Annotated in this window: 11 protein-coding genes; 4 read left to right on the top strand and 7 right to left on the bottom strand. The window is 64.2% G+C overall.

Translation table 11 applies throughout. The features are described from left to right. Positions 1–235: 235 nt before the first annotated feature. The 3 genes from CH305_RS03400 to CH305_RS03410 form a co-directional block, all read right to left on the bottom strand. Positions 236–937 (bottom strand): DUF2334 domain-containing protein, encoded by a 702-nt coding sequence (locus CH305_RS03400; RefSeq protein WP_037154368.1) that lies wholly within the window; start codon positions 935–937, stop codon positions 236–238. Positions 938–992: 55 nt separating this feature from the next. After that, positions 993–1499, bottom strand: a complete 507-nt coding sequence (locus tag CH305_RS03405) for a glutathione peroxidase (protein WP_032376363.1) — start codon at positions 1497–1499, stop codon at positions 993–995. Between the two features lie 133 nt (positions 1500–1632). Beyond that, positions 1633–3033, bottom strand: a complete 1401-nt coding sequence (locus CH305_RS03410; RefSeq protein WP_094608457.1) for a cation:dicarboxylate symporter family transporter — start codon at positions 3031–3033, stop codon at positions 1633–1635. A gap of 234 nt (positions 3034–3267) precedes the next feature. Between CH305_RS03410 and CH305_RS03415 the strand changes: the two genes are divergently transcribed. Then, entirely contained in the window at positions 3268–4761 is a 1494-nt protein-coding gene (locus CH305_RS03415; RefSeq protein ID WP_256983520.1) for a sensor histidine kinase, read from the top strand. Then, positions 4758–5432 carry a response regulator gene (locus CH305_RS03420; RefSeq protein ID WP_032376361.1) on the top strand — a complete coding sequence of 225 codons (675 nt, stop codon included), beginning with the start codon at positions 4758–4760 and terminating at the stop codon, positions 5430–5432. Before CH305_RS03415 ends, CH305_RS03420 begins: the two co-directional genes overlap by 4 nt. 48 nt (positions 5433–5480) lie before the next feature. Here the strand turns inward: CH305_RS03420 and CH305_RS03425 are convergent, their stop codons facing one another. After that, positions 5481–7607 carry a S9 family peptidase gene (locus CH305_RS03425; RefSeq protein WP_094702675.1) on the bottom strand — a complete coding sequence of 709 codons (2127 nt, stop codon included), beginning with the start codon at positions 7605–7607 and terminating at the stop codon, positions 5481–5483. After that, positions 7604–8488: a phosphoribosylaminoimidazolesuccinocarboxamide synthase gene (locus CH305_RS03430; RefSeq protein ID WP_037173567.1), complete on the bottom strand. Its 885-nt coding sequence runs from the start codon at positions 8486–8488 to the stop codon at positions 7604–7606. The genes CH305_RS03425 and CH305_RS03430 overlap by 4 nt, the downstream gene beginning before the upstream one ends. Before the next feature lie 63 nt (positions 8489–8551). Between CH305_RS03430 and CH305_RS03435 the strand changes: the two genes are divergently transcribed. Both CH305_RS03435 and CH305_RS03440 read left to right on the top strand, forming a co-directional pair. Beyond that, positions 8552–9955, top strand: a complete 1404-nt coding sequence (locus CH305_RS03435; RefSeq protein ID WP_032405758.1) for an MDR family MFS transporter — start codon at positions 8552–8554, stop codon at positions 9953–9955. 10 nt (positions 9956–9965) lie between these two features. Beyond that, complete coding sequence (locus CH305_RS03440; protein ID WP_094702677.1) at positions 9966–10532, top strand: hypothetical protein; 567 nt, start codon at positions 9966–9968, stop codon at positions 10530–10532. Here CH305_RS03440 and CH305_RS03445 read toward each other — a convergent pair. Beyond that, positions 10529–11584, bottom strand: a complete 1056-nt coding sequence (locus CH305_RS03445; RefSeq protein WP_094702679.1) for an ABC transporter ATP-binding protein — start codon at positions 11582–11584, stop codon at positions 10529–10531. The two genes, CH305_RS03440 and CH305_RS03445, sit on opposite strands and share 4 nt — an antisense overlap. Then, entirely contained in the window at positions 11581–13149 is a 1569-nt protein-coding gene (locus CH305_RS03450) for an iron ABC transporter permease (RefSeq protein ID WP_256983506.1), read from the bottom strand. Before CH305_RS03450 ends, CH305_RS03445 begins: the two co-directional genes overlap by 4 nt. Position 13150: the final 1 nt, after the last annotated feature.

Consider the following 13150-nt stretch of genomic DNA (forward strand, 5'->3'; position numbering starts at 1 on the left):
ACCGCCGCGACCCGCTGATCCTCTGTAAGTGAACTTCGTACACGCATGCACACGCTCCCCAGTAGTCGGAACTGAATTACTCAGTCCAACTTCCGGGGATCGGTGCACATACGTCTGAGCGTTGCAATGGCACATTCACGCCGCAACCCCGTGCGAGTGAATGGCACTGTGCATACGTCTGGGGCGTGCAAGGGTCCATTGACGCGGGGCGGGGCGGGGATCAGTCAGCGAGGAGCTACGCCACGCGGGCTTTGGTTCGCGGGATCCATTCGTACACGCCGGCCTCGGCTCCGTGGTGCAGGGAGAGGTCGATGGCATCGAGGATTGCCTGTCGCGGCCCCGGTCGACCAAGTTGTTTGGCACTGATCGCCAGGCGCACCACTCCCTCGCGGCGCGCGGTGCGGCCGGCCCCGAGTACCAGAGCTTTGAACCACCAGGGCTCGGCTTTGAATCCTTCACCGATTCCCCAGACTCGGGCACGGATGACGCCGTCACGGTCCAGGTCGTGAATGCCGTTCAGCGCAGCCAACATTCGGAAGCCTGCATCGGGTAGAGCTTCCACGGCTCCGGGTGAGGCGATCCAGCGCGGAGCGGCGAACACTCGGGTGCGCAGTCCGGTCTGTTCCATCACCCTGTCTGCTGCCATCAGGCGCAGTCGAGCTTCATGACGAGGCAGTGCGGCGAACTCGGAGCGTCGACGCTTCGTCGCGGCCTGGTCGTAGCCGTGCAGAACGATCGCGTCGCCGCCGTCGCGTCGGGCCCGCAACCACTCCTGGGTGGGCACGTCCGCAGCAAGACGGTATTTGTCTTTCAATCGCGGCGCGACGAGCAGCGACAACGGGACGCCCCGTCCGTCGAGGATCCGTGCGAACTCGGCGGCATGCTCGTAGGTGTCGTTCTTGATTCCGCTCACCGACACGATCAGGCGTCCAGACATGACTCGAGCCTCGCACACCAGCGTGAACGAGGCTCGAAGTCGATGCAGACAGAAGCTAAACGGCGATCGTTTCCTTCGGCAAGATCTTGTCGATCGCGGCGAGCACCTCGGGAGCGTCCGGCTCGGTGCGCGGACGGAAGCGATCGGTGACGACGCCCTCGGGCGAGATCAGGAACTTCTCGAAGTTCCACTGAACGTCTCCGGCCTTGCCTTCGGCGTCCTCGGTCTTGGTCAGTTCGGCGTACAACGGGTGCTGGTTGTCACCGTTGACGTCGACCTTCTCGGTCATTGCGAACGTGACGCCGTACGTGGTGGAGCAGAACGTCTCGATTTCTTCGGCGGTGCCGGGCTCCTGGCCACCGAACTGGTTGCAGGGCACTCCGACGACCGAGAGGCCACGGGCCGAGTATTCGTTGGCGAGCTTCTCGAGCTTTTCGTACTGCGGGGTCAGTCCACACTTGGAGGCGACATTGACCACGAGAACGGCCCTTCCGGCGTACTCGTCGAGCGAGGTGGGCGCACCACCCAGCGTGTTGATGCCGATGTTCTGAACTTCAGTCATCACCCGAACTTACCTGTGAGTACCGACAGAATGGAACCGACGTACAAAAGCAAGTACGACCCCGCTGGTGGCGGGGTCGTACTTGCGTTTTTCCGAACCGGGCGACGGGGGGATGCGCGGCGCCCGGCAGGCCTTACGCCTTGGCGGCGTGCTTTTCGATGATGACCTGCTTGTCGGCAGGTCGCTCGTCCTCGGGGAGGTGATCGTCGACCATGGTCTCCTCGTCGAACGGCAGGTTGCCGTCGAGGACCGTGTTGACCCGATCCTTGTCGAGCGTCTTGGTCCAGGTGCCGATGAGCAGGGTGGCGACAGCGTTTCCGGAGAAGTTCGTGACTGCACGAGCCTCGGACATGAAGCGGTCGATTCCGACGATGATCGGCACTCCGTCGAGCAGCTGCGGAGCATGACTTTCGAGACCGCCGGCCAGTGTGGCCAGGCCGGCTCCGGACACTCCGGCTGCACCCTTGGAAGCGATGATCATGAACAGCAGCAGCGAGAACTGCTCGGGGATCGACAGCGGCAGGTTCATGGCGTCGGCGATGAAGATCGAGGCCATCGTCAGGTAGATCGCGGTGCCGTCGAGGTTGAAGGAGTAGCCGGTGGGGACGACGATGCCGACGGTGGTGCGCTCGACGCCGACGTGTTCCATCTTGGCGATCAGACGCGGCAGGGCCGACTCGGAGGAGCTGGTGGCGACGATGAGCAGGTACTCACGGGCCAGGTACTTGACCAGCTTGAAGATCGAGAAGCCGGTGACGAAGCGCAGGATCAGTCCGAGGAAGAAGAAGACGAAGATGAAGCAGGTGATGTAGAAGGCGAGCATCAGGGTGCCGAGCTGCAGGACTGCGTCGAACCCGGTCTTGCCGACAACACCGGCGATGGCGCCGAAAGCACCGATCGGGGCGAGCCACAGGATCATGGTCAGGATGCGGAAGACGAGCTTCTGCACTGCGCCGATGCCCTTGAGGATGCCTTCACCGCTCTTGCCCATGGCCTGCAACGCGAAGCCGACAAGGATGGCGACGAACAGCGTCTGCAGCACCGAGCCTGCGGTGAGCGAGGACAGCAGCGATGTCGGAATGATTCCGGCGATGAAGTCCATCGTGCCGCCGGCCGCCTCGGCGGTCTTGACGAGGTCATCGGCTCCGCCGCTGGCCGGGATGTCCAGACCGTCACCGGGCTGGATCAGGTTGCCGACGACCATGCCGATACCGAGCGCGATGGTCGACATGCTGAGGAAGTACGCCAGCGCAAGGCCGCCGACCTTGCCGACGCTGGCTGCGGCACGGACCGAACCGATGCCGAGCACGATGGTGCAGAAGATGACCGGGCTGATCATCATCTTGATCAGGCTGACGAACAGCGTGCCGAGCACTGCCAGCTCGACACCGAAATCCTTCCACAGCAATCCGACGACGACTCCGGCGATCACGGCGATGATCACCGCGATGTAGAGCCAATGAGTCTTGTCGCGCTTCTTCTTGGGCTCGGTGGGCGGGTTGTCGAACCGCTCAGCATCGGTGCTGATACTCATGAGTGTTCCTTCTGGTTCAAGTGAAGCGCGAGTCGAACTGCGGACTTCGTAACTACTGGGAGTGGAGTGAGGTGCATCACCCCTGCTGAGAGATGATGTTGCTGCACGCAGTGACAGGAGTCACCTATACGTTCATTTCGTTCACACCGATCGTTCTTGCGCGAAAGGAATCCGTTGTCCACCAAACGTCCGCTGAGCGTCGCCGGCCAGGTGCTGGTGCTGCAGCTCGTCGTCATGGCGGTCGTCGTGTTCGCCGGCGGCATCCTGACGGTGCTCAACGAACGTTCCAACAGCGACGACGCGACCCGACGCGAAGTCACGGCGATCGCTGTGAGCATCGCCAACGAACCGTCGACGCCGCTGGCTATCGAGTCCGACGATCCGACGTCGCGTCTGCAACCGGAAACCGAGAAGATCAGGCAGGTGACGGGCGTCGACTTCATCGTCGTCATGGCCCCGGATCGCACTCGATTCACCCACACCACCGTCGACCTGATCGGTAAGCCCTTCAGCGGCAACATCGACCGTGCACTGCAGGGCGAAACCTTCACCGAAACCTATGTCGGGTCCCTCGGCCCCTCGATTCGGTCGGTCACCCCGGTCACCGATTCGTCCGGCGAGATCGTCGGCCTCGTCTCCGCCGGAGTCACTCGCCAGAAGATCAGCGACCAGTTCTTTCAGGGGCTACCGCTCATCATCGGGGTCGTGCTCGCCGCCTTCGTCGTCGCCGCGGTTGGATCGACCTTGCTCAGCCGGCGGCTCCGGCGTCAGACACTGGGCATGGCCCCGGCTGAGCTGCGCACGATGTACGAACATCACGACGCCGTCCTGCACTCCATCGGTGAAGGTCTGTTGGTATTCGGCCGCGGCGACGAGGCCGAGTTGGTCAACGACGAGGCTCGACGCCTCCTCGACCTACCGGAGGGCCCGGTCTCGCTCGCGTCATTGCCGGAGTCGATGCAGCAGATGGACACCGGCATCGTGCGCGGTGAACTGCATCTGACGAAGGATCGTGTTCTCGTCGTCAATCAGGATCCGGTGATGTGGGAGGGCAGGCGACTGGGCAATGTGCTGACAATCCGCGATCAGACCGAATTACGTTCGCTGATGGGTGAACTCGACTCGGTGCGTAGTTTCGCCGAGTCGCTGCGTTCGCAGGCTCACGAATCGGCCAACAGGCTGCACACGGTCATCACGATGGTCGAACTCGGTCGACCCGAGGAAGCCGTGGAGTTCGCGACGGCCGATCTGGAGCTCTCGCAATCCCTCATCGACCGGCTGATGAACGCCGTCGGCGAGCCTGCACTCGCGGCTCTGCTACTGGGCAAGGTCAGTCAAGCTGCCGAGCAGGGTGTGGAACTCACCATCACCGACGACACCGCGATGGAGGACGAAGGGGTATTGACGGCTCGCGAATTGGTCACGCTGGTAGGCAATCTGATAGACAATGCCATCGATGCCTCGAAAGAATCCGATCAGCCGTGGGTCGAAGTGACCGTCCGTGATGCCGACGGCGAACTCGTCGTCCGCGTGGCCGACAGCGGTCCCGGAATGCCACCGGAGACGTTGAAAGCGGCTCTGCGGCGCGGCTACTCGACCAAGTCCGGGTCACGCGGGCTGGGCCTGGCCCTGGTGACTCAGGTGATCGGTCGCCATCGCGGCACCCTGACATCCGAGGTGACGTACGGCTCTGTCATGATCGCCACCATCCCCGGATCTCCGTCGTGATCAAGGTACTGATCGTCGACGACGAACCGCTGATCGCCGAGGCTCACAAGACGTACGTCGAGCGCACCCCGGGCTTCGAGGTTGCGGGCGTCGCACACACCGGTGCTGCGGCCATGAGATTCGCCAGCACCGAGTCCGTCGATCTGGTGTTGCTCGACATCGGGCTGCCCGACGCGAGTGGCATCGACGTGGCCGCAGCCCTCGGCGGCCTGCGCCCGAGCCCCGACGTCATCGCCATCACCTCCGAGCGGGATCTGTCGGTGGTGCGTTCGGCCGTGGCGCACGGCATCGTGCTGTATCTGCTCAAGCCGTTCACGTTCGCTGCGTTTCGCGACAAGCTCGAGCGCTACCGTGAATTCCACGATGCGTTACCGGCCGGCGAGAACGCGTCCAGTCAGCGAGACATCGACCGTGCGATGGCGCATCTGCGGACGGCCGACGAACGCGTCTCAACCCCCAAAGGCATTGCCCCGCAGACGATGGACGGCATCACCGCCTCCGTCAAGGAATCGGCCGACGGACTCAACGCATCCGAGGCCGCGAAGGTCGTCGGAGTGTCCCGAGTGACGGCATGGCGATACCTCGAGCGTCTGGCCGACGACGGCCTGGTCACCCGGCACACCGAATACGGTAAAGCCGGGCGACCGCAGGTCCGCTACGTGTGGCGTTAGAGCGGCTGCGCTGCATGTGAACGGAAACTCGTAGCAGGCTACGAGTTTCTATGCACGTGCGCCGGAGGCGCTCACGATCCACGCGTACTCGAAAGCCGCTTCCTTCCACTTCTCGTAGCGTCCGCTCACTCCCCCGTGGCCAGCGCTCATTTCGGTCTTGAGCAACAGGTCCGAGTCACCGGTCTTGGTTGCACGAAGGGCCGCAACCCATTTGGCGGGCTCGACGTACAGGACGCGGGTGTCGTTGATGGACGTGATCGCCAGGATCGACGGGTAGTCCTTGGCCTCGACGTTCTCGTAGGGACTGTACGACTTCATGTATTCGTACACCTCCTTGTCCGCCAACGGGTTTCCCCACTCGTCCCATTCGATGACCGTCAGCGGCAGTGACGGGTCGAGGATGGAGGTGAGCGGATCGACGAACGGAACGTTGGCGAGGATGCCATTGAACAGCTCGGGTGCGAGGTTGGCCACCGCACCCATCAGCAGTCCGCCTGCGCTACCGCCATCGGCGACCAGATGCTTCGGTGAGGTGCGGCCGGTATCGATGAGATGCTGCGCGGCAGCGACGAAGTCGGTGAACGTGTTCTTCTTCTTCAGCGTCTTGCCGTTGTCGTACCAGTGCCGACCCATCTCGCCGCCGCCGCGCACGTGTGCGACGACGAACACGATGCCGCGGTCGAGCAGAGACAACCGCGCGACCGAGAACGACGGGTCCATCGACGCCTCGTACGATCCGTACCCGTACAGCAACGTGGGAGCCGGGCCCTCGGGGACGTCCTTGCGAGCGATGACCGACAGCGGAATCTGCGTTCCGTCCGGCGCGGTGGCCCAATCTCTGTGCTGCACATAGTCACCGGCATCGAACTTGCCCAGAACCGGCTGCGATTTGCGGAGCAGCAGTTCACCACTGGCGATGTCGAGGTCGTAGACCTGACCGGGGGTGATGAACGAGGTGTAGACCATGCGCAGCAGCGGCTGATCCCACTCGGGGTTCGAGCCGGCTCCGACCGAATAGAGCTCCTCGTCGAACTCGAGCTCGCGGTATTCGCCGTATCCCTCGTCGGTCAGCGGCCAGATCGCCATGCGGGTCAACGCTTCTCGCCGGTAGGTGAAGATCAGGTGGCCGGCGAAGGCGTCGATGTCCTCGACTCGGACGTCGCCCTGATGCGGAACCAGAATGCGCTGATCGAGCGGGTCGGAGACCGGGGCCTCGGCGAGCAGGAAGTTCTCGGCCTTCTCCCCCTCGGTGCCCCAGCCGTTGACCGAACCGTTGTGGGTGATGAGGAAGCGATCCTCACCCGCCACGACGGCGTGTTCGATGCTGTACTCGATGCCGTCCGTGCGCGGGAGTACGACGCGGAACTCGCCCTCGGGATCGGTGGATTCCAGGACGAGGCACTCGGAGGTGATCTTGGAACCGACCCAGATCATCAGGTACTTCTCGCTACGGGTGGAACCGAAACCGACCCAGTAGCTTTCGTCGGGCTCGTGGAAGACCTTGACGTCCTCGGTCTTACCGAGGGTGTGTCGCCACACGGTGTCGGGACGCCAAGATTCGTCGACCGTCAGGTAGAAGACGTGCGTGGCGTCGGCGGTCCAGGTGGCTCCCGGCGCGACGTTCTCGATGGTGTCGGCCAGCAGTTCTCCGGTTTCGAGGTTCTTGAAACGCAGCGTGTACCGCTCGTCGCCCTCGGTGTCGGTCGAGTACGCCAACAGCGTGCCGTCGAGGCTGATCGAGAACGCACCGAGGGAGAAGAAGTCGTGACCCTCCGCCTCGACGTTGGCGTCGAGCAGGACCTGCTCACCGGGAACGTCCACGTCGGAAGACAGCGTCGGCGGTGTCCAGTCGTCGGGAGAGTCGACGGGGCAACGGCATTGGAGACCGTACGACTTTCCCTCGACGGTGCGGGAGTAGTACCACCACTGGCCCATGCGCGTCGGCACGGACAGGTCGGTCTCCTGGGTTCGGGACTTGATCTCGTCGAAGATCTTGCCGCGGAGTGATTCCAGTCCGGCCGTCTGCTGCTCGGTATAGGCATTCTCGGCCTCGAGGTACGCGATGACCTCGGGGTCTTCCTTGGCGCGCAACCATTCGTAGTTGTCGATGAACGTATCGCCGTGATGGGTGCGCTCGAGGGGCACCTTCTTGGCAACGGGAGGGGTGATCGTCATGGCGTGACCCAATCGTCGAAGTTCAGGCCCGAGATGCGCTCGTAGGCCTCGATGTAGCGGCTGCGTGTCGCGGCGACGATGTCGTCCGGCAACGGTGGTGGCGGGGTGTCGGACTTGCGGTCCCACCCGGATTCACCGGTCAACCAGTCGCGGACGAACTGCTTGTCGAAGCTCGGCTGGACGCGACCTTCCTGGTACGAATCGGCGGGCCAGTACCGCGAAGAGTCGGGAGTGAGCACCTCGTCGGCGAGCACGAGATTGCCGTCGGCGTCGGTACCGAACTCGAACTTGGTGTCCGCGAGAATGATTCCGCGTTCGAGAGCGAAGTTTGCTGCGCGCGAGTAGATCTCGATGGTGTCCTCGCGCAATTTGAAGGCAAGTTCGGCACCGACCTGCTCGACGGCCTGGTCGAAGGTGATGTTCTCGTCGTGATCGCCGAGTGCTGCCTTTGCGGCGGGAGTGAAGATCACCTCGTCGAGTTTGCTCGATTCGATCAGACCGGGCGGCAGCTCGACTCCGCAGACCGCTCCGGTGGCGTTGTAATCGGCCAGACCGGAGCCGGTGAGGTAGCCGCGAGCGACGCATTCGATCGGCACCATGTTCAGCTTCTTCACCACCAGGGCGCGGCCGAGCAGTTCGGCGGGAATGCGCTCGTCTCGCGGGTCGCCTGCCAGATGGTTCACGCCGCCGAGTTCTTCGAAGAAGAACACGCTCATCGCCGTCAGCACCCGTCCCTTGTCCGGGATCGGGGTGTCGAGGATGTGGTCGTACGCCGAGATGCGGTCGCTCGCGACGAGCAGCAGATGCGCGTCGTCGATGGTGTAGAGATCGCGGACCTTGCCGCCGGCCAGATGCTCGTAGCTACTCAATGATGGTCGCACGGTGTTCAACACTATCTGGGCCGGTGCCGCCGCGTCGGCAGGCAGGGATCACAATGAGTAGCAATGGCAACGACCGAATCGACCCCGGACATCGGATTCCGCTCCGAACGCGGTCCCATCCTGATCGCGCTGATGCTCAGCTCGTCACTGGTGGCGCTGGACGCCACGATCATCGCCACTGCGGTGCTCACCATCGTCGGCGACCTCGGCGGGTTCGCGCAGTTCCCGTGGTTGTTCTCGATCTACCTGCTTGCGCAGGCGGTCTCGGTGCCGCTCTACGGCAAGCTCTCCGACCTGTTCGGGCGCAAGAAGATCATGCTGTTCGGTATCGCGATGTTCTGTCTCGGCTCCATTCTGTGTGGCCTGGCGTGGAGCATGCCTGCTCTGATCGCTTTCCGCGCGATTCAGGGACTCGGTGCGGGCGCCGTACAGCCGATGTCCATCACCATCGCCGGCGACATCTACACCCTCGCCGAACGCGCCAAAGTCCAGGGCTACCTGGCCAGCGTGTGGGCGATCTCCTCGGTTCTCGGCCCAGCTCTCGGCGGCGTCTTCTCCGAGTTCCTGTCCTGGCGATGGATCTTCTTCATCAACATTCCTCTGTGCGCGCTGGCGGCGTTCATGCTGCTGCGCAAATTCGAGGAGGGTGCCGTCGAACGCGCCAAGCCCAAGATCGACTACCTCGGGGCCGCTCTGCTCACCGTCGGCGCAACGATGGTGTTGCTCGGCTTGCTGGAAGGCGGCCAGTCCTGGGCCTGGGATTCGCCGATCAGCATCGCGATCTTCGTCGTGGGCTTCCTACTGCTCGCGGTGTTCGCGTGGGTGGAGTCCCGCGCCGAGGAGCCGATCCTGCCGCTGTGGGTGTTCACCCGGCGCGTTCTGGTGGTCAGCAGCTTCATCTCGTTGCTCGTCGGCGCGCTGATTCTGGGGCTGACCTCCTACGTGCCGACATTCGTTCAGGGGGTGTTCGGCACGGGAGCCATCGTCGCCGGGTTCTCGCTGTCCACACTGACTCTCGGTTGGCCGATCGCCGCATCCCAGTCCGGTCGGGTGTACCTCCGTTTCGGCTTCCGGACCACCGCGGTCGTCGGCGGCTCGATCGGCGTCGTCGGGGCGGCACTGACAACGCTGCTCGACGCCGAGTCGCAGATCTGGCATGTCGCGGCGATGTGCTTCGTCATCGGCCTCGGCATGGGGTTGATCGCAAGCCCCACGTTGATCGCAGCACAGTCGAGCGTCGATTGGGCCGAACGCGGCGTCGTCACCTCCACCAACATGTTCGCCCGCTCCCTCGGTAGCGCGGTCGGCGTCGCGGTGTTCGGCGCGATCGTCAACGCGCGAGTGTCGGGGGATCCCGAACCCGAACAACTGTCCGACGCCATCCATCTGGTCTTCATCGGAGTGTTGGTCGCGGCCGTCCTGATGACCGTTGCAGCCGTACTGATGCCGAAGCGTGCGGCAAAGTAGCGTTCTCTGTATGTCCGTCATTCATCGCGCCACGCTCGTTCCCTCGAAACTGGACGCGATTGCAGCCTGGATTCCGACGCAGGAGTGGGCAGCTCAGAGGGATATCACCGGCCTCGAGGCCGTCGGCGCATATCGTTTCGACGATCCGGCCGGGGAGGTCGGCGTCGAAACCCATCTCGTGCGGACGGCGTCGGGCACGGTGTTTCAGGTACCCCTGACCTATCGCAATGCCCCAGTGGACGGAGCCGAGTCCTATCTCGTTGCCACGATGGAACATTCGGTACTGGGCACGCGTTGGGTCTACGACGGCATCGGCGATCCGGTGTACGTGACAGTGACCACCGCGGCCATCGTCGACGGTGCCGAACAGGCGGAACTGGTGGTGCACTCCCCCGATGGTGCTCGAACGGTACGTGAATCCACTACGCGGGTCAGGGGTACCGGTGGGCACCCGTCGACGTCACCGCGCCTGTATGTCCGACGGGTAATCGACACTACTGCCACCGAGCTGCCGCACCTGGTCGGTACCTGGCCCGGCCAGGAGAATCCGATCCCGCTCGTGGAGTTGCGAACCTAGTCCGCAGAGCCCTCGAACCAGTACACCGGAGATGTCACGGAGACGTCCACGACGCCGCCGGGGGTGAATCGATCGGAGGTGCGGGCGATGACCCGCAGTCGCAGCCCGGTATCGCTGTGCCGCAGGGTCACCGAGGACTCGGGGCCGGTGAAGAACTCGTGCTCGACGACGAATGCGCCGTCCTCCGGATCCGAGACCACCAACTGTTCGGGGCGAAGCAACACCTGCCCGTCTCCTGTTGCGCGAGTGGTGGTCTCGATTCGTCCGAGGATCGTCTCGGCGTAATCGCCGTGGCCCACAGCATCGACGAAGTACGCGTCGCCGACGAATCGCGCCACGGCGGGCGTGGCCGGCCGCTCGTACACCTCGCGCGGCGTGTCGACCTGGGCGCAGCGCCCGCCCAGTAGTACAGCGACACGATCCGCCGTGCCGAGCGCTTCGGCCCGGTCATGGGTGACGAGGATCGACGCGGTCTTGCTGGCCTTCAACAATTCTCGAACGTCCTGCCTGATCGAGGTGCGCAGCCCTGCATCGAGAGCGGCGAACGGCTCGTCCATCAGCACCACCGACGGAGCCGGAGCCAGCGCACGCGCCAACGCGATGCGCTGCTGCTGACCACCCGAGAGTTCGCTGGGCAGGACCGCACCCGCGTCGGGCAGTCCGACGAGCTCGAGCATCTCGTCGACGCGTCGCGACCGCTCCGCTCGGCCGGACAGGTACGGCCGCACGAACCCTGTGCGCAAACCGAATTCGATGTTTCGGCGGACCGTCAGGTGCGGAAACAGTCCACCTTCCTGTGGCATCAGGCCTATCCCCCGATTCTCCGGGGGTACCTGGACACGTCCGGCAACGGAGAGGTCGCGCCCGTCGGAGGTGATGCGACCCGCATCGATACGGTGCAGGCCCGCGATCGATCTCAGCAGAGTCGTCTTGCCGCAGCCGGAGGGACCGAGCACGGCGAGCATCTCACCGTCGCCCAGATCCAGATCGATGCCGTGCAACACCGTGGTACTGCCGTAGGAGGCAACAAGATCGGAGATCATCGTACTCATCGCAGTACCACTCGCTTCCGTGTCGTGCGCCCCAGCGCCCGCGTCAGGACGATCGTCGGAACCACGGAGATCACGATCAGCGCCACGGCATAGGGAGCCGCCTCGCCGTATCGGAACGCCTCGGTGGTGGACCACAGCGTGGTCGCGAGGGTATCGACTCCGCGCGGGCGCAGCATCAGGGTCGCCGGCAATTCCTTGGCGACGGTCAGGAAGACCAGCGCGGCCCCGGCGGCGATGCCGGGTACGGCGATCGGAATAGTCACCCGAAGGTCGGTGCGCACACGTCCGGCGCCGAGCGTTCGCGAAACATCCTCGAGAACAACAGGAGTGGCGTCGACGACGGCCCTGGTACTACCGACGGCCAACGGCAGGAACAGCACCACGTACGCCAGCACCAGCAGTACCGCGGTCTGGTAGAACGACGGCAGGAACCTGATTCCGAGAAACACCGTGGCGAGTCCGACGGTGATACCCGGGAGACCGTGCGCAATGTACGTGGACAACTCGGCGGTGCGGGCACTTCGGGAGGTGGATCTGGCCGCGAACAGCGCGACCGGCAACGCGAGCACGGCTACCACCAGAGCAGCACTCGCCGAGTACTGAACCGTCTTGGCGCTGACAGCCAGCACGTCCGACCAGTCGACGGTGAAGCGCAGCGATCGAGTGAGCCATCGCGCCAGGGCCAGTATCGGCACGAGCACCGAAACACTCAGTGCTGCAACGACGACAGCTACAGCTGGAATACGCCATCGGCCGAGGGCGATCGGCTCCGCGGTTCGGTCGGTACCCGATCCCACGCGCGCAGTGGCCCCGCGTCGAGCGCGCCGTTCGAGGAGGGTCAACACCAACGCGCCCACCACGAGGACCAACCCGAGAACAGCGGCCGCGGTGCGATCGAGCCCGCCGCGGTAGGCGCTGTAGATGCCCAGAGTGAAGGCGTCGTACCGCATCAGCGCAACTGCCCCGAAGTCACTGATGGTGTACAGCGCCACCAGAAGTGCACCTGCTGCCGCCGCCGGAACGACGCGACGGCACTCGACGGTCAATGCGGTGCGCACCGCCCCGCGGCCCAGGGTGCGAGACACTTCGGCCAACGACGGGTCCGCGGTGGCGAACGCCGCGGACACCGGCAACATCACCAGCGGGAAGCAGGACAGCGTCAGTACGAGAGCAGCGCCGGAAAATCCTGCAAGTGAGGGAAATTCGGCAATCCACAGATAGCCGGACACGTACGACGGGATGGCCAGCGGCGCTGCGAGGATCATCGAGAAGATGCGCCGCCCCGGTAGATCGGTCCGTACGGTCAACCATGCCAGCAGCGTCCCCACCACAACGGAAGCGACCACCACGGTGAGCGCGAGTGTGGCCGTCCGGACAACGAGATCGAGGGTGCGTTGCCGCAGGAGCAGCCGCAGTACTTTCTCGGTACCACCGTCGAACGCTCGAACGAACAGGTACACCAAGGGCGTCAGCGTCAGCGCTCCCACGCACAACGCGGCCGTCCCGAGAACGGGACGACCGCCGAAGTGGCGCCGCCGAAGCGGCTGGAGTGCAGAATCGAGCACC

The organism is Rhodococcus sp. 15-649-2-2 (genome assembly GCF_002258645.1).
Taxonomy (GTDB): domain Bacteria; phylum Actinomycetota; class Actinomycetes; order Mycobacteriales; family Mycobacteriaceae; genus Rhodococcoides.